General features: G+C 72.2%; 20 protein-coding genes and 2 pseudogenes. 10 read left to right on the top strand and 12 right to left on the bottom strand.

All coding sequences use genetic code 11. The features are described from left to right. Window positions 1-38: 38 nt before the first annotated feature. Together otnC and AC6EUL_RS20610 are read right to left on the bottom strand one after the other, a co-directional pair. On the bottom strand, window positions 39-710 hold the full coding sequence (gene otnC, locus AC6EUL_RS20615) for a 3-oxo-tetronate 4-phosphate decarboxylase (protein ID WP_056349486.1): 672 nt from the start codon (window positions 708-710) through the stop codon (window positions 39-41). 35 nt (window positions 711-745) lie between these two features. Further along, the gene (locus AC6EUL_RS20610; RefSeq protein WP_056216625.1) at window positions 746-1,774 is read right to left on the bottom strand and encodes a LacI family DNA-binding transcriptional regulator; all 1,029 of its coding nucleotides are present in this window, start codon (window positions 1,772-1,774) and stop codon (window positions 746-748) included. Between the two features lie 187 nt (window positions 1,775-1,961). Between AC6EUL_RS20610 and AC6EUL_RS20605 the strand changes: the two genes are divergently transcribed. The 5 genes from AC6EUL_RS20605 (at window position 1,962) to denD (ending at window position 7,412) form a co-directional block, all read left to right on the top strand. After that, on the top strand, window positions 1,962-3,278 hold the full coding sequence (locus AC6EUL_RS20605) for an MFS transporter (protein ID WP_499872371.1): 1,317 nt from the start codon (window positions 1,962-1,964) through the stop codon (window positions 3,276-3,278). A gap of 144 nt (window positions 3,279-3,422) precedes the next feature. After that, window positions 3,423-4,340 (top strand): L-threonate dehydrogenase, encoded by a 918-nt coding sequence (ltnD, locus tag AC6EUL_RS20600; RefSeq protein ID WP_499872369.1) that lies wholly within the window; start codon window positions 3,423-3,425, stop codon window positions 4,338-4,340. Between the two features lie 14 nt (window positions 4,341-4,354). Then, window positions 4,355-5,152, top strand: a complete 798-nt coding sequence (otnI, locus tag AC6EUL_RS20595) for a 2-oxo-tetronate isomerase (protein ID WP_499872367.1) — start codon at window positions 4,355-4,357, stop codon at window positions 5,150-5,152. Then, window positions 5,149-6,435 (top strand): 3-oxo-tetronate kinase, encoded by a 1,287-nt coding sequence (gene otnK, locus AC6EUL_RS20590; RefSeq protein ID WP_499872365.1) that lies wholly within the window; start codon window positions 5,149-5,151, stop codon window positions 6,433-6,435. The genes otnI and otnK overlap by 4 nt, the downstream gene beginning before the upstream one ends. A gap of 17 nt (window positions 6,436-6,452) precedes the next feature. Continuing rightward, the gene (denD, locus tag AC6EUL_RS20585; RefSeq protein WP_499872363.1) at window positions 6,453-7,412 is read left to right on the top strand and encodes a D-erythronate dehydrogenase; all 960 of its coding nucleotides are present in this window, start codon (window positions 6,453-6,455) and stop codon (window positions 7,410-7,412) included. Between the two features lie 93 nt (window positions 7,413-7,505). Here denD and AC6EUL_RS20580 read toward each other — a convergent pair whose 3' ends face one another. Genes AC6EUL_RS20580 through mdcA form a run of 8 tightly spaced genes read right to left on the bottom strand, consistent with a single transcriptional unit; the run spans window position 7,506 to window position 14,651 of the window. Beyond that, complete coding sequence (locus AC6EUL_RS20580) at window positions 7,506-8,510, bottom strand: aldo/keto reductase (protein WP_499872405.1); 1,005 nt, start codon at window positions 8,508-8,510, stop codon at window positions 7,506-7,508. A 27-nt stretch (window positions 8,511-8,537) separates the two neighbouring features. Then, complete coding sequence (locus tag AC6EUL_RS20575) at window positions 8,538-9,461, bottom strand: acyltransferase domain-containing protein (RefSeq protein WP_056216638.1); 924 nt, start codon at window positions 9,459-9,461, stop codon at window positions 8,538-8,540. 13 nt (window positions 9,462-9,474) lie between these two features. Continuing rightward, entirely contained in the window at window positions 9,475-10,329 is an 855-nt protein-coding gene (mdcB, locus tag AC6EUL_RS20570; RefSeq protein ID WP_499872403.1) for a triphosphoribosyl-dephospho-CoA synthase MdcB, read from the bottom strand. A gap of 27 nt (window positions 10,330-10,356) precedes the next feature. Next, window positions 10,357-11,013, bottom strand: a complete 657-nt coding sequence (gene mdcG, locus AC6EUL_RS20565) for a malonate decarboxylase holo-[acyl-carrier-protein] synthase (RefSeq protein WP_499872362.1) — start codon at window positions 11,011-11,013, stop codon at window positions 10,357-10,359. Beyond that, a complete protein-coding gene (mdcE, locus tag AC6EUL_RS20560; protein WP_499872401.1) occupies window positions 11,006-11,746 on the bottom strand; it encodes a biotin-independent malonate decarboxylase subunit gamma in 741 nt (246 codons plus the stop codon). Before mdcE ends, mdcG begins: the two co-directional genes overlap by 8 nt. Window position 11,747: 1 nt before the next feature. Further along, entirely contained in the window at window positions 11,748-12,680 is a 933-nt protein-coding gene (locus AC6EUL_RS20555; protein WP_056349515.1) for a biotin-independent malonate decarboxylase subunit beta, read from the bottom strand. Continuing rightward, entirely contained in the window at window positions 12,680-12,991 is a 312-nt protein-coding gene (gene mdcC / locus AC6EUL_RS20550) for a malonate decarboxylase acyl carrier protein (RefSeq protein WP_056216648.1), read from the bottom strand. Before mdcC ends, AC6EUL_RS20555 begins: the two co-directional genes overlap by 1 nt. Window positions 12,992-13,004: 13 nt before the next feature. After that, entirely contained in the window at window positions 13,005-14,651 is a 1,647-nt protein-coding gene (mdcA, locus tag AC6EUL_RS20545) for a malonate decarboxylase subunit alpha (RefSeq protein ID WP_056216650.1), read from the bottom strand. A gap of 229 nt (window positions 14,652-14,880) precedes the next feature. Here mdcA and madL point away from each other — a divergent pair. From madL to AC6EUL_RS20525, 4 genes and pseudogenes are all read left to right on the top strand, one after another. Beyond that, window positions 14,881-15,176, top strand: a pseudogene (gene madL / locus AC6EUL_RS20540) (malonate transporter subunit MadL); the annotation flags it as partial. A gap of 16 nt (window positions 15,177-15,192) precedes the next feature. Continuing rightward, window positions 15,193-15,952: pseudogene (madM, locus tag AC6EUL_RS20535) on the top strand (malonate transporter subunit MadM). Between the two features lie 68 nt (window positions 15,953-16,020). Continuing rightward, window positions 16,021-16,689 carry a GntR family transcriptional regulator gene (locus tag AC6EUL_RS20530; protein ID WP_407067268.1) on the top strand — a complete coding sequence of 223 codons (669 nt, stop codon included), beginning with the start codon at window positions 16,021-16,023 and terminating at the stop codon, window positions 16,687-16,689. 198 nt (window positions 16,690-16,887) lie between these two features. After that, window positions 16,888-17,154 (top strand): hypothetical protein, encoded by a 267-nt coding sequence (locus AC6EUL_RS20525; protein WP_056216654.1) that lies wholly within the window; start codon window positions 16,888-16,890, stop codon window positions 17,152-17,154. A 96-nt stretch (window positions 17,155-17,250) separates the two neighbouring features. Here the strand turns inward: AC6EUL_RS20525 and AC6EUL_RS20520 are convergent, their stop codons facing one another. Both AC6EUL_RS20520 and AC6EUL_RS20515 read right to left on the bottom strand, forming a co-directional pair. Continuing rightward, window positions 17,251-17,385, bottom strand: coding sequence for a hypothetical protein (locus AC6EUL_RS20520; RefSeq protein WP_499872361.1), 135 nt, complete (start codon window positions 17,383-17,385; stop codon window positions 17,251-17,253). Window positions 17,386-17,551: 166 nt separating this feature from the next. Further along, entirely contained in the window at window positions 17,552-17,803 is a 252-nt protein-coding gene (locus AC6EUL_RS20515) for a hypothetical protein (protein ID WP_162239154.1), read from the bottom strand. Here AC6EUL_RS20515 and AC6EUL_RS20510 point away from each other — a divergent pair, their 5' ends adjacent. Then, the gene (locus AC6EUL_RS20510) at window positions 17,804-17,968 is read left to right on the top strand and encodes a hypothetical protein (RefSeq protein ID WP_156653252.1); all 165 of its coding nucleotides are present in this window, start codon (window positions 17,804-17,806) and stop codon (window positions 17,966-17,968) included. Window positions 17,969-18,241 lie beyond the last annotated feature (273 nt).

The following is an 18,241-nucleotide window of genomic DNA, read 5'->3' as shown; positions in this document are numbered from 1 at the left end:
GGGCCCTCGGCCGCGCAGCGCGCGTTTCAGCGCGCCGCTCAGTGCCCGTGGTCGTGCCCGTCGGGCTCCGGCAGGGTCAGGCCGAAATGGCTGACGAGGTCCTGCACCTGCCCCGGCGAGAGGTGGCGCGGGTTGAGGTTGCGCAGGAGCAGGTAGAGCTTGGCCGTCTCTTCCAGCTCCTCGGTCGCGAAGACCGCGTTCTCCAGGGTGGAGCCGGCCACCACCGGGCCGTGGTTGGCCAGCAGCACCGAGGCGTAGCGGCCGGCCAACCCCCGGATCGCGTCCGCCACCGCCGGGTCGCCGGGCCGGTAATACGGCACCAGGGCCGTGGCCCCGGCGCGCATCAGGTAATACGGCGTCAGCGGCGGCAGTACCGCCTTGGGGTCGATCTCGGGCAGCATCGACACCGCCACCGCATGGGTCGAGTGCAGATGGACGATGGCGCGCGCCTCCGTGCGGCTGTCGTAGAGCGCCGCATGGAGCGGGATCTCCTTGGTGGGCGCGTGGCCCGAGACCAGGGCGCCCTTCGCGTCCAGGCGTGAGATCGTGCCTGGGTCGAGGAAGCCCAGCGACGCGTTGGTCGGCGTCACCAGCCAGCCGCCGTCGTCCAGGCGCAGGGAGATGTTGCCCGACGAGCCCGGCGTCAGGCCGCGCTCGAACAGCGAGCGGCCGAACCGGCAGATCTGCTCGCGAAGCTTCGATTCGCTCATGAAATCCCTTCAGGTCACGGGAGGAGGGGGCGATCTCAGGCGGTGGCGCCCGCGATCAGTTCGTAGCCGAGATCGACGGTCTCGGCCGGGCCGTCGGCGGCGAGGCGCTCGGCGGCGGCGGCGCCGATCTCCAGGCGCGGCGTGCGGATGGTGGTCAGCGGCTGCGGCAGGGCGGCGGCGATGTCGAGGGCGTTGAAGCCGAACAGGGCGAGGCGTCCCGGCACCGCGATCCCGTCCGCGAGACAGTGGAAGTAGCCGCCCAGCGCCATGTCGTCGTTGGAGAAGTAGACCGCATCGAGGTCGGGCCGGCGGCCGACCAGCCGCGCCAGGGCCTCCCGCCCGGCAGCGGCCGAAGAGGGTCCGGACGCGATCTCGCGCTCCGCCAGGGGGCAGCCCGCCTCCCGAAGGGTTTCGCAGAACCCCGCGAGCCGCTTGGCGGCGCGGAGATCCTGCGTGATGTCGTGGCCGACAAAGCCGATGCGGCGGTAGCCCCGTGCCAGCAGGTGCCGGGCGCTGTCGCAGCCCACCGCCCGGTTGGAGAATCCCACCACGATGTCGAGGCCGGCCCCGTCGGTGTCGATCATCTCGACGATGCGAATGCCGCTCGCCCGCAGGCGGGCGAGCGCGCCGGGCGTGTGTTCCAGGCCGGTGACGATGAGGCCGGCGGGACGCCAGGAGAGGAGGGCGCCGATCAGCGCCTCCTCCCGCTCCGGGTCGTAGTCGGAGACCCCGATCACGCTCTGGAAGCCGCCGCGGTCGAGGACCGCCGTGGCGCCCCGCAGGAGGTCCGGGAACACGATGTTGGTGAGCGACGGGATCACGATCCCCACGAGCTTGGCCCCCGCCGTGGAACCGGAGCCCGCCAGCATGCCGGCCAGCCGGTTCGGCACGTAGCCGAGACGCGCCACCGCCTCCGCGACCCGGTCCTGCGTGCGCTTCGAGAACGAGCCCTGGTTGCGCAGGACGCGCGAGACCGTGCTCTCGCCGACTCCGGCTTCGCGGGCCACGTCGGACAGGGTCACGAGCCGGCGCTCCGGCTCGTGCAGGGACCTCTGGACGTTCATCGTCGACCTTCATCTCCGGTCCCGGGCTGCACAGCCCATAGCAAGCTTAGTTGGCCGCAACAATGAGATTGGCAGCGCTGCCATCATCTGTTACGCAAGATGCAAGCGCTGCCACAACGAGTAGTGCCGCAACAAGATGGTGCAACGCCAGAACGGCGACGTGCAACGCGCGCCGGCAGGAGGAAACATGAGCGTTCAGGCCGCAACCGCGCGGGGCGTCGATGCGCCCGCGGCGGATTTCGTCGAACAGACCTATCGCAAAGTGTTCTGGCGGCTCGTGCCGTTCCTGATGCTCTGCTACGTGGTCGCCTATCTCGACCGCGTGAACGTCGGCTTCGCCAAGCTGCAGATGTCCCAGGAGCTGGGCTTCAGCGAAACCGTCTACGGCCTCGGCGCCGGCCTGTTCTTCATCGGCTACTTCCTGTTCGAGGTGCCCTCGAACGTGATCCTGCACCGGGTCGGCGCCCGGGTCTGGATCGCCCGCATCATGATCACCTGGGGCATCATCTCCGCCGGGTTCATGTTCGTGAACTCGGCCACCTCGTTCTACATCATGCGCTTCCTGCTCGGCCTGGCCGAGGCGGGCTTCTACCCGGGCGTGATCCTCTACACCACGACCTGGTTCCCGGCCCATCGCCGCGCCCGCGTGATCGCCGTGTTCATGTCGGCGATTCCCGTCTCGGGCATCTTCGGCAACCCGCTCTCCGGCTGGATCATGGACGCCTTCAACGGCACCTACGGCCTGTCGGGCTGGCAGTGGATGTTCCTGATCGAGGCGGTGCCGGCGGTGCTGGTGGGTCTCGCGGTGTTCTTCTACCTCGACAACCGCCCCTCCGAAGCCAAGTGGCTCACCGCCGCCGAGAAGCAGGTCATCGAGCGCGACATCGCCGCCGACGGCGCCGGCAAGGAGCAGAGCCCCCACTCCATCGCCACCGTGTTCCGCAACGGGCGGATCTGGTTCATGAGCCTGATCTACTTCGCCTTCGTCACCGGCCAGTACGGACTGACCTTCTGGATGCCCACCATCGTCAAGGCGTCCGGCATCCAGGGCAACCTGAACATCGGCCTCGTCAGCGCGATCCCGTTCCTGTTCGCGGTCTTCGTGATGATCCTGCTCGGCCGCAGCGCCGACCGGATGCGCGAGCGCCGCTGGCACCTCATCGTCCCGGCCCTCTGCGGCGCGGTGGGCTTCGTGGTCGCCGCCAGCACGGGGAGCACCGTCGTGGCCATCGCGGCGCTCGCCGTGGCCGCCGGCGGCGTGCTCACCTGCGCACCCCTGTTCTGGTCCCTGCCCACCGCCTTCCTCAGCGGCGCGGGGGCGGCCGCCGGAATCGCGCTGATCAACTCGGTGGGCAACCTCGCGGGCTTTGCCAGCCCCTACGTCATCGGCGCCCTGCGCGACTCCACGGGCAGCACCGCCGCCGGCATGTACGCGCTGGCCGGCATGCTGGTGATCGGCGCGGTCTGCGTGTTCGTCACCCCGAAGCAGATGGTCAACCGCTGAGACGGCTGCGCCGACGGCCGGCGGCTCCGAAGCCCGCACCGTCATCCCGGAGCGCCACAGGCGAGCCCGGGATGACGGGATGGGTCGCAGCACCGTCGTTTCGATTTGCCCGCTCCGATCCCTCCCTCCCATGAACAGGTCCCCATGAGCATCAACACCCAGACCCAGCGGGCCGCCGTGATCGGCCTCGGCTCCATGGGCGCCGGCATGGCCGGTTCGCTCCTCCGGGCCGGCTTCGCCGTCGCGGCCTGCGACGTGGACGCGGACGCCGTCGCGCGCTTCGCCGCGACCGGCGGGCAGGCGGCGGCGAACCCCGCGGCGGCGGCGGAGGGCGCCGATGTCGTGGTCTGCGTCGTGGTCAACGCCGCCCAGACCGAGGCCGTGCTGTTCGGGCCCGGCGGCGCTGCAGAGACCATGGGCAAGGGCGCGGTGTTCGTCTCCTCGGTCACCATGGACCCGGCCGTCGCCCGGCGCCTCGCGGCCCGCCTGGAGGAGACCGGCCGCCACTACCTCGACGCGCCGATGAGCGGCGGCGCCGTCCGCGCGGCCGAGGGCGAACTCACCTTCCTGGCCTCCGGCACGAAGGCGGCCTTCGACGCGGCCCGCCCAGCCCTTCACGCCATGGCCGGCAAGCTCTACGAGCTCGGCGACGCGGCCGGGCAGGGTGCCGCCTTCAAGATGATCAACCAGTTGCTTGCCGGCGTGCACATCGCCGCCGCCAGCGAGGCCATGAGCTTTGCCGCCAAGCAGGGCTTGGATCTCCGCAAGGTCTACGAGGTCATCACGGCGTCGGCCGGCAATTCCTGGATGTTCGAGAACCGCATGCCGCACGTCCTCGACGGCGACTACAGCCCGAGAAGCGCGGTCGACATCTTCGTCAAGGATCTGGGCATCGTGCAGGACATGGCGCGGGCGGAGACATACCCCGTGCCGGTGGCCGCCGCCGCGCTGCAGATGTTCCTGATGGCGTCCGGCTCCGGCATGGGCCGGGACGACGACGCCTCGGTGGCCCGCCTCTACGCCCAGGTGGCCGGCGTCGCCCTGCCGTCGCCCAAGGCCTGAAGGGAGAAGAGCCGATGCCGCGTTTTGCCGCCAATCTCACGCTGATGTTCACGGAGCGGCCGTTCCTCGACCGCTTCGCCGCCGCCGCGGAGGCGGGCTTCACCGCCGTGGAGTTCCTCTTCCCCTACGATCATCCGCCCGAGGCCATCGCCGAGCGCCTGGCGCGGTTCGGGCTGACCCAGGCCCTGTTCAACCTGCCGCCGGGCGACTGGGCGGCGGGCGAGCGCGGCCTCGCCGCCCTGCCGGACCGGTTCGCCGAGCTGCAGGCGGGCGTCGAGACCGGCCTGACCTACGCCAAGGCCACGGGCGTCGCCCGGCTCCACCTCATGGCCGGCATGGCGGATGCGCGCGATCCGGCGGCGCAGGACGCCTATCGCCGGGCCGTGGCCTGGACCGCCGAGCGCGTCGGCCGCGAAGGCCTCGACCTCGTGCTGGAGCCGATCAACGCCCGCAACATGCCGGGCTACTTCCTCAACGACTTCGACATGGCCGCCGACCTCATCCGCGACCTGGGCCTGCCGAACCTGAAGCTGCAGTTCGACCTCTACCACTGCCAGATCCTGCACGGGGACGTGACCACCCGCCTGCGCGACCTGATGCCGATGGTCGGGCACGTCCAGACCGCCAGCGTCCCCGCCCGGAACGAGCCCGGCACCGGCGAGATGAACGACGCCTTCCTCTTCGCCGAACTGGACTACCTCGGCTACGCGGGTTTCGTCGGCTGCGAGTACAACCCGGCCGGCGGCACCGGGGAGGGCCTGGGCTGGTTCGAGCCCTACCGCGCCTCGCAGGTCCGGGAGGGCACCCGATGAGCCTCGCCCTCGGATCGGTGGCCGACGACTATACCGGCGCCTCGGACCTCGCCAACACGCTCAGCAAGGGGGGCCTGCGCACGGTGCAGACCATCGGCATCCCCGCCGACGACCTCGATCTGTCCGGTGTCGAGGCCGTGGTGGTGGCCCTGAAGAGCCGCTCCATCCCGGCCGCGGAAGCCGTGGCGCGCACCCGCGCGGCCGAGGCCTGGCTGCGCGGACGGGGCGCCGCCCACGTCCTGTTCAAGATCTGCTCGACCTTCGATTCCACCGACGCGGGCAATATCGGACCCGTCCTGGACGCCCTGCGGGGCGAGGCGGGCGAGGCCATCGCCCTCGTCACCCCCGCCTTCCCGGAAACGGGGCGCACCGTCTACCAGGGCAACCTGTTCGTCGGCGCGGTGCCGCTGAACGAGAGCCCGCTCAAGGACCATCCCCTCAACCCGATGCGGGACGCCAACCTCGTGCGGGTGCTGGGCCGCCAGAGCGCGTCGCCCGTGGGTCTGGTGGATTTCGCCACCGTGGCGAAGGGGCCGGACGCCGTCGCCGCGTGCCTCGACGCGCTCGCTGCCGAGGGGATCGGCGCGGCCATCGCGGATGCGGTGGTGGAGGCCGACCTCGAGACCCTGGGCACGGCGGCGCTCGGCCACCGGGTGTCGGTGGGCGCCTCGGGCCTCGGCCTCGGCCTCGCCCGGGCCCTGGTCGCGACCGGGCGTGCCGCCGCGCCGGACAGCGCGGCGGATCTCGGCGCGCCCGTGGGGGGGCTCTCCGCCTGCCTCGCCGGCAGTTGCTCACAGGCGACCCTCGGCCAGATCGCGGCGGCCGAGGCCCTGATGCCGGTGCGCCGCCTCGACCCCGAGCGGATGCTCGTCGGAGAGGCCGAGACCGAGGCCGAGATCGCGGCCGTCCTGGCCTGGGCCGGCGAGCACGTCGGCGCCGGCCCCGTCCTCATCGCCAGCAGCGCCGAGCCCGAGACCGTGCGGGCCCTCCAGGCGCGCCACGGCGGCGACCGGGTCGGCCACGCCCTCGAGGACGCGCTGGCCCGCATCGCGGAAGGCCTGGTGGCGCACGGCGTGCGCCGCCTCGTGGTGGCGGGCGGCGAGACGTCGGGGGCGGTCGTGGACCGGCTCGGGCTGAAGGCCTTCCGCCTCGGGCCCGAGATCGCCGCCGGGGTGCCGGTGCTGCGCACGATGGGGCAGGGTGAGCCCATGCTGCTCGCCCTCAAATCCGGCAATTTCGGCGGCCGCGACTTCTTCTCCCGCGCCCTCGACCTGATGCGCTGAGCCTGAAAGGACGACCCATGCACGCACTGATCCTCGGCGCCGCCGGCATGATCGGCCGGCGCCTGACCGACGCCCTCGCCACGCAGGGCGATGCCCGCGCCCTCACCCTGGTCGACGTGGTGGAGCCGACCGCCCCGGCGGGCTTCACCGGCTCCGTCGTCACGGCTGCCGCCGACCTCTCCGTGCCCGGCGCGGCGGAGGCCGCCATCGCGGGCCGACCGGACGTGATCTTCCACCTCGCGGCGATCGTCTCGGGCGAGGCGGAGGCCGATCTGGAGAAGGGCTACCGGGTCAACCTCGACGCCACCCGGCTGCTCCTCGAGGCCATCCGGCAGGCCCATGTCGCCGAGGGCTATCGTCCCCGCGTGGTCTTCACCTCGTCGCTGGCCGTGTTCGGGCCGCCGCTCCCGGGCGTGATCCCGGACGACATGATCCTGACGCCGGCCACCTCCTACGGCACCCAGAAGGCGATGGGCGAACTGCTGCTCGCCGACTACAGCCGGCGCGGCTTCCTCGACGGCATCGGCCTGCGCCTGCCCACCATCTGCGTGCGGCCGGGCAAGCCGAACAAGGCGGCGTCCGGGTTCTTCTCCGGGATCATCCGCGAGCCGCTGGCCGGCCAGGAGGCGATCCTGCCGGTGCCCGATACCGTGCGCCACTGGTTCGCCAGCCCGCTTTCGGCCACGCAATACCTCCTGCATGCCGCCCGCATCGACCTCGCGCCCCTCGGCCTGCGCCGCAGCCTGACCATGCCGGGAATCTCGGCGACGGTGGCCGACGAGATCGAGGCCCTGCGCCGCGTGGGCGGGGACAGAGCGGTGGCGCTGATCCGGCGCGAACCGAATCCGGCCATCCAGGCCATCGTGGAGACCTGGCCGGAGGCCTTCGACACGCGCCGCGCCCTGGACCTGGGCTTCGAGGGCGATGCCAGCTTCGATGCCCTGGTGGCGCTGCATCTGGCCGAGACGCAGGGCTAAGCGAACGACGCCCTTTCGGCGACGACGCGTGTCCCGATCCCTTGCGGGGGAGGGACACGCGAGCGGACTCGGGGGGATCCCTGCGGAACGCCCTCAGCCCCGCACGCGGCCCTCGATCGGGTAGGCCGGGTCGTTGTAGCTCGGCGTCGAGGAGTGGCCGGTGACGACGTGGGCGTCGACGAGGGCCTCGTCCTCGTCCGTGAAGGTGTAGCCCAGCGCGCCCAGATACGCGTCCCACTGCGCCTCCGTGCGCGGCCCGGCGATGACCGAGGTGACGGTGCGGTTGGCCAGCACCCAGTTCACCGCGAACTGCCCCGCCGTCAGGCCCCGCGCGGCCGCATGGTCCTGAAAAATCCGGGCGATCACCAGGGATTCCGGGCGCCACTCCGTCTGCATCATGCGGGTGTCCTGGCGCCCCGCGCGGGTGCCCTCGGGGGGCGGGGCATCGGGATCGTATTTGGCGGTGAGCACGCCGCGGGCCAGCGGCGAGTACGGCACCACGCCGAGGCCGTAATGGGCGCAGGCCGGCAGGTGCTCGGTCTCGGGCATCCGGTTCAGGGCGTTGTAGTAAGGCTGGCTGACCACGGGCCGGTCGATACCGAGGTCGTCGCACAGGCGGCAGATCTCGGCGACCCGCCAGGCCCGGTAGTTGGAGACGCCGAAGTAACGGATCTTGCCCTGGCGCACGAGGAGCGCGATGGCGCCGATGGTCTCGGCGAGCGGCGTCGTGTGGTCCTCCTTGTGGAGGTAGTAGATGTCGATCACGTCGGTGCCGAGCCGCTTCAGGCTGGCCTCGGCGGCGCGCAGCACGTGGGCGCGCGACAAGCCCCGGTCGTTGGGGCCCGGTCCCATCGGGTTGGCGACCTTGGTGGCGAGCACCCAGGCCTCGCGGTCCCGGCGAAGCGCCCGGCCCACCACCTCCTCGGAGCGGCCCTCGTTGTAGACGTCGGCGGTGTCGAGGAAGTTGATGCCGGCGCCCCGGGCGCTGTCGATGATGCGGCCGGCGGTGGCCTCGTCGGTGGGGCCGCCGAACATCATGGTGCCGAGGCAGAGCGGCGAGACCTTGAGGCCCGAGCGGCCGAGATTGCGGTACTGCATCGTGGCATTCCACTCCATCAGGGGCGCTCAGGCCCCGTCGCGTATCCATTGCACCACGCCGGCGGGCTGGCGAAAGTCCTCCAGCGCATGAACCCGCGCCTCGGGCAGGGCCGCGCGGGCCATGGTGGCGAGGGCGTGGCCGGGGCCGAGTTCGAGCACCCGGGTCGCGCCGAACTCACCAACGCCCTCCAGGCAGGCGGCCCAGTCCAGGGTCTGCGCCACCTGCGCGGCAAGCTTGGGCAGGCCCGCCTCCGGCCGGAACACCGCCGCTCCGTCGAGGCCGCTGAGGAGGCGCGGGGCCGGACGCGGCGGGGTCGCCAGGGGAGCCTGCGCCAGCCGCTCGGCGAAGCGCGCCGAGGCCTCGGCCAGGAGCGGCGTGTGCGAGGGAATGTGGACGGGCAGGCGAACGGCCCGGGCCGCGCCCGCCGCAAGGGCCTGGGCGCAGAGGGCGTCCAGCGCCGCGACGGGGCCGCCCACCACCACGCTGTCGGCGGCGTTGCGGATCGCCGGATGGCACCCCTGCGCCTCGGCCAGGGCGAAGGCCCGCGCGGCAGGCAGGCCGCGCAGGCCGGCGAGGCCGTAGCCGGGACCGGCCGCCGCATCCATCGCCTCGGCGCGGGCGGCGGCGAGGTGCAGCACCGTCTCGGGCGCGAACAGGCCGGCGCAGCCGAAGGCCGCGAGATCGCCGATGCTGTAGCCCACCACCACGACGCGGGCGGCCTGAGCCCTCCGCACCAGGGTCCAGGCGGCGAGGCCAGCCACGCAGCACAGGATCTGCCCGATCCGGTTGGCGTGCAGGTCCTTCCCTGAGCGCACGAGGTCGCGCGGATCCTGACCGAGCAGGGGGGCCGCGGCCGCGAAGACGCCCTGCGCCTCGGGCAGGGCGGCCGTGAGGTCGAACATCCCGGGATGCTGGCCGCCCTGGCCGGAGAGAAGGACCGCGAGGGTCATGGGCGATCGACGCTCATGGTCGCTCCCAGGCGTCGACGAACAGCGTCATGGCCAGCAGGTCGGCCGCTCCGCCGGGGCTGAGGCGGCGGGCGACGAAGGCGCGGTGCAGGTCTTCCGCATGTGAGACCCAGTCGTCCCGGGCAATGCCGCCCTCGGCGAGGAAGCGGGCGGCTTCCGCCCGGGCGAAACCGAACCCCTCCGGGCCGCCGCGATGCAGGAGGTTGGTGTCCTCGAGGGCCGCGACCAGGGCGAGGCAGGCCTCCACCCGCGCCGCCTCGGGCGACTCGGGACGTCGGGCACGGGCCCGGCGCAGGGCCGGCAAGCCGGTGCCGTAGAGGGTCGGGAAGCCGGCCGCGGCCTCGGCCGGCGCGCCCCCGACCCCGTGCCGCCGCCGCGCCCGCGCACCCGGCGCGTGCAGCAGTTCGGGGCCGTCCAGAATGGCACCGGCGTAGCGTGCGCGGACATGGGCGCCAAGGCTCCCGGCCGCCGGACGCCGCCCCAGGGCGCCGGCCGCCGCGCCGAGGAGGCCCAGGCCGAAGATGGCGCCCCGGTGGGTGTTCACGCCCCCCGTGGCCGCCCGCATCGCCGCCTCCGCCGCGAGGCCGATCCGGCGCAGATGCGCCATCCCGGCCCCGGCCGCGCCAGCCTCGGCCAGATCCGCGAAATAGGGCTCCAGGGCGGAGGCACTCGCCCGGAAGGTGCCCGCATCCATGTCGGCATGGCTGCCGCTGTCCACGTGGCTGACGAGGCCTGGCTTGGGATAGGTGGCGAGCTCCAGGCGCAGGCAGTGCGTGGCGAGGCGGGCGATTGCGTCCGGGCCGCCGACAGTCGCAGCGGGGACCCGGGTCTTCGACGGAGCCGCGGGCATCGGCGAGAGGGCACCCATCGGCATGGCTCAGGCCGCCGGCGTCAGGGCGGCGCGAAGGGCCGAAACGGGCCGGAGCTCCAGCCGCTCCAGGCCCTTGGCCAGGACGGTGTCGCCGGGGCCGGCCGCCTGCAGCTCGCGCCAGTTCACGGCGAAGCCGTCGGCGAGGCCGATCTCGCCGTCGAGGCGCATCGGCGCCTGTGCCGCGAGATCGGCGAGGCCGTCGAGGAAGGCCGGGCCGACGGGACCGGGCCAGAGCAGGTCGAGGTCGGAGGTGGCGGAAAGGTAGGGCAGACCCGTCAGGGCCTGCCAGAGCAGACCACCGAACACCCGGGGCACGCGACCATGGGCGGCCCCGTGCGCCAGGAGCGCGTCGAGGGCGGGCTGCCAGGCGGCGGGCGCGGCCGCCCGCGCCTCGGCCAGGGTCAGGCCGCTGCGCGGGCGCAAAGCCGCGGGCAGAAGCGTGAGGCCGATGCGGCGCTTGCCGAGGGAGGGCGGCAGCGGCAGCCCGGCCGGAACCAGGGTGCCATCCTCGCCGGGCCCGCGGCGGCGCACGATCACGGGCCAGCCGCGCGCGGCCCAATCGGCGAGATGGGGAATCCCGTCGAGGTCCGGCCGCTGCGCCAGCAGCGGGCCCCAGGCGGCGGGCGCCACCGTGAGCAGGTCGTGGCGCGCGGCATCACGCACCCGGCGCCTCGCGCAGCACCCGGCCCTGCGCCTCGCGCACCACCTGAGCGGCGATGTCGTGGGCGAGGGGGCGCCCGCCCCGTTCACGGCCCAGCGCGTCGCGGGTATCGGCCGCCGGGCTGTCCGCGATCAGCGCGGCGACCTGGAGGCCGAGGGGCTTGTCGGGGTCGAGGACCGCCTGCACGGCGCCGGTCTGGACCATGTTGTCGAGCCCCGGCGCGAAGACCGAGGTCGAGCGGGCCATGTCCTGCAGCGTCTCCAGGGGCAGCTTGGTGACGCGGGCCACGGAGGGGAGGTCCATCACGCTCGGATGGGCGCCGGGCAGGGCCGCGAGCACGCGGGTGGCGAGCGCCGTGGCGATGAAGGCCCCGGCCGCGCTGTGGCCGTAGAGCAGGCCGAGGGTCGGGTGCCCCTGCGCGTCGGCCAGCAGCAGCGCCTTGGCCAGATGGGCGAGGTACTCGTTGAGGCCGAGAAGCTCGTCGCGCCGGCTCATGCGCTGGCTGTCGGAATCGATCAGGACGAGGATGGGCGTGCCGCCGCCCGCCCGCACCGCGTCGAGGACGCGCCCCGCCAGGAAGCAGGCGCCCTCGATGCCCAGCGCCGTGTCGCCGTCGATGCCGATCACGGCGAGGCGGCCGCCACCGAGGGGTCCATCGCCGGATATCAGGCCGTCCGCCACCGTGATGGCGTGGCCCGCCGGAAAGAGCGAGGCGAGCAGGGCGTCGAGGGGCATCTTATCGGGCATGGTGCGGCCCCTCCGGGAGGCGGGCGAGCAGGGCGTCGAAGCCCTCGGTGGTCAGGCCCGGCACGGCGGCGGGGTCGTTGACGCCGAGGCGCCCCCAGATCTCGGTGGCGTCCCGGGCGTCGCCGAAGCGGTCGAGGCGGGCCTCCAGCCGGGCCTGCTCGGCCTCGAGCGTGGCGAGGTCGAAGGCCGGGGCCGCCGGGATCGCCGCCAGGGCGGCCCGCCGAAACGCCCCGATCGTGTCGTCCACGAAGGCGTCGGCGGCGCCGATGAGACGCCGGTGCTTTCCGCCCATGGTGCGCCACACCAGCGCCCGGTCGCGGGAATCGAACTCCTCCGCGCCCTTGTTGGTCTCGATCACCTCGGGGCCGGAGACGCTGAGGCGTCCCCCTTCGGAGATGATCAGGCGCGCGCAGGTGCCGGCGACGAGGCCGCCGCCGCCGTAGCAGCCCGCCCGCCCCCCGATCAGCCCGATGACCGGGATGCCGGCGGCCCGCGCGACCGTGATCGCCCGCATGATCTCCGCGATGGCGGTCTCGCCCGCATTGGCCTCCTGCAGGCGCACGCCCCCGGTGTCGAACAGGATCAGCAGAGCGGCAGGCTTCACGGCCAGCGCCGCCCGCAGCAGACCGACGAGCTTGGCCCCGTGGATCTCACCGAAGGCGCCGCCCATGAAGCGGCCCTCCTGGGCGGCGACCAGCACGTCCTGTCCGTCGAGGCGGCCGCGCCCGACGATCATGCCGTCGTCGAAGGCGCGCGGCAGGTCGAACAGCGGCAGGTGCGGGCTCATCCTCCGCTGCTCGGGCCCGACGAACTCCTGGAACGTGTCCGTGTCGAGGAGGCCGGCGAGGCGGGCGCGGGCGCTGGCCTCGTACCAGCTCTGGTCGAGGGGCGAGGAAGAGAGGGAGACGGGCTTCCAGTCCATCACGGCATCTCCATCAGGCGGGCGCCCTGGGCGAGGCGCAGGGACACGGTGTCGGGGCGGGCGCCCCCGTCGTTGATGGTGATGGTGAGCCCGCCGGGCTGCCGGCGGGCCACGAAATCCGCGACCACGGCGGCCCAGACCTCCCCGTACCCGGCGATGGCGGTATCGATCTCGACGTGGCACGCGTCGGGGGCGAGGTTGCGCTCCAGCAGCACCTCGAGGTTGCCGGAGGCGACGACCCCGGTGATCGCGCTGGCCCGCGTGCCGGGGAGCGCCGTCCGGGTGGCGTGGCGGAAGCTCAGCTTCTCCATGACGCGAAAATCCTCACCAGTTCCGGAACTTGGCCGGCGGCTCGTAGAGGCCGCCCGACCAGTGTACGAGGTCTTTGATCGAGCGCGCGGCGAGCAGCGAGCGGTCGGCGTCCAGGGGCTCGATGCCGAGATCCTCGGGGCGCCGGATGATCCCCCTGGCGCGCAGGCGCTCCACCTCCGCGTGGTCGCGGCCCCGGCCCACCTCGGTGTAGCCGGCCACCCCGCGGATCGCCTGCTCCCGCTCGTCCGGGGTCCGGCACAGCAGCAGGTTGGCGATGCCCTCCTCGGTGACGATGTGGGTGACGTCGTCGGCGTAGACCATCACGGGGGCGAGCTCGAGCTTGAGCTTGCGCGCGAGTTCCAGGGCGTCGAGCCGCTCCACGAAGGCCGGGACCAGCTTGTCGCCGAAGGTCTCGACGAGCTGCACCACGAGCTTGCGCCCGCGCCGGAGCGCCGGGTCGCCCGTGCCGCCGGCCTCGCGGCCCGCCTTCATCCAGGTGTCCGAGGGGTGGCGCCGGCCGTGCGGATCCGAGCCCATGTTCGGGGCGCCGCCGAAGCCCGCCACCCGGTTGGTGGTCACGGTGGAGGAATGGCCGGCCAAGTCGATCTGCAGGGTCGAGCCGATGAAGAGGTCGCAGGCATAGAGGCCGGCCGTCTGGCAGAAGGCGCGATTGGACCGGAGTGAGCCGTCGGAGCCGGTGAAGAACACGTCCGGCCGGGCGCGGATGTACTTGTCCATGCCCACTTCGGAGCCGAAGCAGTGGATTTGGCTGACCCAGCCGGATTCGATGGCCGGGATCAGGCTCGGATGCGGGTTGAGCGCCCAGTGGGTGGCGATCCGGCCCTTCAGGCCGAGGCGCTCGGCATAGGTGGGCAGCAGCAGCTCGATCGCCGCGGTGCCGAAGCCGATGCCGTGGTTGAGGCGGCGGATGCCGTATTCCGCGTAGATCCCCTTGATCGCCATCATGGCCATCAGGATCTGCGTCTCGGTCACGGCGCCGGGGTCGCGGGTGAAGAGCGGCTCGACGTAGAATGGCCTGTCGGCCTCCACCACGAAGTCCACCCGGTCGCCGGGGATGTCGACGCGGGGCACGCGGTCGACGATCGCGTTCACCTGGGCCACCACCACGCCGTTCTTGAAGGCGGTCGCCTCCACCACGGTGGGCGTGTCCTCGGTGTTGGGGCCCGTATAGAGGTTGCCGTCCCGGTCGGCCGAGACGCCCGCGATCAGGGCCACGTTCGGTGTCAGGTCGATGAAGTAGCGCGCGAAGAGCTCGAGGTAGGTGTGCACCGCCCCGAGCTCGATCTGGCCGCCATACAGCATCTTGGCGATGCGGGCGCCCTGGGGACCGGAATAGGAATAATCGAGCCGCTTGGCGATGCCCTGCTCGAAGATGTCGAGATGCTCGGGCAGGACGATGCCCGACTGCACCATGTGCAGGTCGTGGACCCGGGCCGGATCGCAGGCGGACAGGCCGCGGGCGAGGCAATCGGCCTGCTTCTGGTTGTCGCCCTCCAGGCAGACCCGGTCGCCCGGCCGGAGGATCGCCTCGAGGAGGTCGACGACCCGGGCCGCCGGCACGACCTTGCCGTCCGCATGCGGCCGCGCCCTTTCGAGACGCGCCTCGCGGGCGGTGCGTTCCTGACGCCAATCCGTCATCCTGTCCGCCCCCTCGTCACAGCCTGCGTATACGGCATTCCGCGATCGACACCCTACGACATGCCGAACCCGATTCATTCCCTCGATCAGTATTCCAAATTGCGAAACTGTCAATCAACGGTATACTGAGAGCAATTAAAAACGAATCGCCGAATACGCAGGAGGAACGCTCCATGCCCCGTGCATTCCGATCGCCGTCCCCCGTCACGACGACGCGGAGCCACGCCCGATGACCATCCTCGGCGTCGCGCTCCTGGCGCTCTGCACCCCGATCGGCGTGTTCCTCGGCGACTGGCTGGGCATCGCCCTCGGGGTCAAGGCCAATGTCGGCGGGGTCGGCCTCGCCATGATTCTGCTCATCGCCGCCCGGTCCTGGCTCCTCGCCCGGGGCAAGCTCGGCGGCGGCATCACGCTTGGGGGTCGAGTTCTGGTCGACCCTGTACATCCCGATCGTGGTGGCGATGGCCGCGCAGCAGAACGCGATGGCGGCCGTGCGCGGCGGGGCCCATCGTGCTCATCGCCGCCACGGTCCCATGACCCCATGCTGGCCATGATCGAGCACGTCTTCGTCGAGCAGGGCCTGGTGGCCGCCTTCGCGACGGTCGGCGCCCTGATGCCGGCCTCGAACCTCGCCAGCCGTTGGCTCACCGCCGGCCGGGTCCACGGCTCGGCCATCGCCATCGTCCTCGGGCTGGTGCTCGCCTATGTGCGGGCCTCTATACCGGTGGCAGGAAGGGCGTCGCCGACCGGCCGGCCTTCGACGGCATCGGCCTGATGGGCGGGGCGATGCTGCGCGACTTCGCCATCGTGGCCACCGCCTTCGAGGTCGACGTGCCGGAGGCCCGCCGCGCCGGGCTCCTCGGCGTCCTGGCCTTAGGCCTCGGCCCCGTGATCCCCTTCATCCTCGGCGCCCTGACGGCGGTGGCCTTCGGCTACACCGACGCCGTCGGCATCACGACGATCGGCGCGGGGGCCGTGCCCCACATCGTCGGGCCGGTGACGGGGGCGGCGCTCGGCGCGGACTCGGCCGTGATGGCGCTCTCCATCGCCACCGGCGTCACCAAGGCCGTGATGGTCATGGTCGCCCCCCCGTCGCCCAGCTCATCGGTCTCGACAATCCGCGCTCGGCCATGGCCTTCGGCGGCCTGATGGGCACGGTGAGCGGCGTCGCCGGGGGCTTGGCCGCCACCGACCCGAAGCGCGTGCCCTACGGCGCGCTGACGGCGACCTTCCACACCGGAATCGGCTGCCTCGTCGGTCCGTTGCTGTTCTACCTCACGGTTCGGGCCATCGTGGGATGACGGATGGGGTCTCGCGCGTCGCGGGCAGGGAGCGAACCGGGGGAGAGCGGATGATGGACGCGGGCACGATGGACGAGCCGGTGGCGGAGCGCGGACTCCTGTCGGACCAGATCCGCAACGCGCTCACCGACGAGATCGCGGCCGGGCACCTCGCCGCCGGCACCGCCCTCGACGAGCAGGATCTCGCCGACCGCTTCGGCGCCTCGCGTACGCCCGTCCGCGAGGCGCTCCGCCAACTCGCCTTCAACGGGCTGGTGGAGCTGCGCCCGCGCCGGGGGGTCGTGGTCACGCGCATGACGCCCGAGCGGATCATGGACATGTTCGAGACCACCGCCGAGTTCGAGGCGATGTGCGTGCGGCTCGCCACCTACCGGATGACGCCCCTGGAGCGGTCCCACCTGATGGACCTGCATGCGCGCTCCGGCGACATGGTCGCGGCCGGCGACGTCGACGCCTACGATGGCTTGAACCGCAGCTTCCACGAAGCCCTCTACGGCGCCACGCATAACGGCTTCCTCAAGGAGCAGGCGCTGGCCCTGCGCACCCGCCTCTCGGGCTTCCGCCGGACGCAGCTGCGCTACGGGGACCGCATCCAGGGCTCCCGCGCGGAGCACGGGGCCATCCTGGCGGCGATCGCCGAGGGCGACGGCGAGGCGGCCGCCCGGCGGATGCGCGCCCACATGCTCAATGCGGCCAGCGCCTTGCGTCATTACATCGACGCCCACTCCGACGTGTGATGCAACACACACATAGGCGAGACCACATCATCCGAGAGAAATGCGCCAAACGCATGCACTGGGTGTTGCAGCGCACGCCGTTCCAGAGGGGCGGGTCCTATATCAGGCTCATACCAACAAGAACGGCCCCCGGACATCTTGGACATGATCCTCGCATGTTTGACGGAGACCGGACCTGTACTGCTGGATACGACGACTATGAACACCCGTCTTGCTTCCGCCGCCGTCGCCCTGGTCCTGACCCTCGGCGCCCCCGTCACCTCCGCCCTCGCGCAGAGCTACAACGCCCCGGCTGGTATCCCCGCCGCCGCCGCGCCCGGCAGCCGCGTCGTCGGCGCCTTCGATGACGTGACCACCGGCTCGCTCCGCCGCCGCGCCGACGACTCAGCCAAGGCCGGCAATGCCGAGCAGAACAACAAGCCGACGGCCAATTACGGCACCACCTCGGGCGGCCCGGCCTACTGAGGCCACGCCCGAGGGACGGCGCGCCGGTCCGAGGCCGAGAACCACCCGAGCCGATGACGGCGGGGCGCAAGCCCCGCCATTTTTGTGCGTAGGGGGTCAGCGCGCGACGGAAGCGGTCAGCGTCATCCCGAACAGGATCTCGCCCCAGAAGAACCCGACCCCGGCGAACAGGCGCACCAGGGGCGGCTCGTGGCGGACCGCCATCGACACCCGGATGATGATCGCCGCCATGCACCGACCAACCCGAGCTCGACGAGCCAGACCTGTTCGAAGGGGCGCGTCGCACCGAGCGCGACGTTCACGGCAAGCAGCGACAGAAAGGTGCGCACCGACGTGAGCAGGCTATGCCGGAGGAGGACGGGCCGAGGGTCCGGAAGGGCTTGCGCAGCGCCGCCTCCTACCGGTTGACCCGGTGGAGGGCCGCGAAGGCGACGATCCAGAACCTGAGATGCCCGGCCGCCGCCTGCACCGCCTCCGGATGGAGCAGGCGCAGGATCAGCGCCGTGCGGAACAGCCCGGCGAAGAGCAGCCGTTCCGTGAGCAGCCAGGCCCCCATGCCCAACGTCGCGGCGCAGCGCTGCTGACCAAAGGTGGCGAAGGGCTCGGCGCGCGTCACGCCGACGGGTTCGGCGGCGGGGTTCGCGCTCACGTGTGGTGGCTCCCGGTCTCGGGGGCCTGGATCGGGCAGTCCTACGGGACCTTCGGCACCGGCGGAGCCTCGGAGAAGTTGTGCGGCGGAGGCGGGGAGGCGGCCTCCCATTCCAGCCCGTTGGCGTCCCAGGGTCTGAACGGCCGCGACCTGCGCCTGGCCTGATCGAGGCGGGAGAGGGGCGAGGCAGCACGCTGGCCGATCGGCCCACCCCGCTCTGTGACGGCTACGACGCCATACGGGGCGTCTCCGCGCCCTTGATCGGGCGGATCCTGAGCCTCGCCGCCGCCGCAACGGTTCGGGAGATCAGTCTTGGGCGTCGTCCTGCCGCACCGATGCGGAAAGGGCGCGGCCGGCTTCGGAACGTCGAAAGCCCGCCCTGGATTTCACCGGGGCGGGCTTTTTGTTGAGTTTGGTTGCGGGGACAGGATTTGAACC

It is taken from the genome of Methylobacterium sp. 001424705 (assembly GCF_059816145.1).
Note: the sequence above shows the minus strand (reverse complement) of the source record. Positions and strands in the feature narration are given on the sequence as shown.

Bases quoted from the DNA above. Each gene is read 5' to 3' on its own strand.
- otnC (WP_056349486.1), bottom strand. From the start codon at position 710: ATGAGCGAATCGAAGCTTCGCGAGCAGATCTGCCGGTTCGGCCGCTCG.
- AC6EUL_RS20610 (WP_056216625.1), bottom strand. From the start codon at position 1,774: ATGAACGTCCAGAGGTCCCTGCACGAGCCGGAGCGCCGGCTCGTGACC.
- AC6EUL_RS20605 (WP_499872371.1), top strand. From the start codon at position 1,962: ATGAGCGTTCAGGCCGCAACCGCGCGGGGCGTCGATGCGCCCGCGGCG.
- ltnD (WP_499872369.1), top strand. From the start codon at position 3,423: ATGAGCATCAACACCCAGACCCAGCGGGCCGCCGTGATCGGCCTCGGC.
- otnI (WP_499872367.1), top strand. From the start codon at position 4,355: ATGCCGCGTTTTGCCGCCAATCTCACGCTGATGTTCACGGAGCGGCCG.
- otnK (WP_499872365.1), top strand. From the start codon at position 5,149: ATGAGCCTCGCCCTCGGATCGGTGGCCGACGACTATACCGGCGCCTCG.
- denD (WP_499872363.1), top strand. From the start codon at position 6,453: ATGCACGCACTGATCCTCGGCGCCGCCGGCATGATCGGCCGGCGCCTG.
- AC6EUL_RS20580 (WP_499872405.1), bottom strand. From the start codon at position 8,510: ATGCAGTACCGCAATCTCGGCCGCTCGGGCCTCAAGGTCTCGCCGCTC.
- AC6EUL_RS20575 (WP_056216638.1), bottom strand. From the start codon at position 9,461: ATGACCCTCGCGGTCCTTCTCTCCGGCCAGGGCGGCCAGCATCCCGGG.
- mdcB (WP_499872403.1), bottom strand. From the start codon at position 10,329: ATGCCCGCGGCTCCGTCGAAGACCCGGGTCCCCGCTGCGACTGTCGGC.
- mdcE (WP_499872401.1), bottom strand. From the start codon at position 11,746: ATGCCCCTCGACGCCCTGCTCGCCTCGCTCTTTCCGGCGGGCCACGCC.
- AC6EUL_RS20555 (WP_056349515.1), bottom strand. From the start codon at position 12,680: ATGGACTGGAAGCCCGTCTCCCTCTCTTCCTCGCCCCTCGACCAGAGC.
- mdcC (WP_056216648.1), bottom strand. From the start codon at position 12,991: ATGGAGAAGCTGAGCTTCCGCCACGCCACCCGGACGGCGCTCCCCGGC.
- mdcA (WP_056216650.1), bottom strand. From the start codon at position 14,651: ATGACGGATTGGCGTCAGGAACGCACCGCCCGCGAGGCGCGTCTCGAA.
- AC6EUL_RS20530 (WP_407067268.1), top strand. From the start codon at position 16,021: ATGGACGAGCCGGTGGCGGAGCGCGGACTCCTGTCGGACCAGATCCGC.
- AC6EUL_RS20525 (WP_056216654.1), top strand. From the start codon at position 16,888: ATGAACACCCGTCTTGCTTCCGCCGCCGTCGCCCTGGTCCTGACCCTC.
- AC6EUL_RS20520 (WP_499872361.1), bottom strand. From the start codon at position 17,385: ATGGCGGCGATCATCATCCGGGTGTCGATGGCGGTCCGCCACGAGCCG.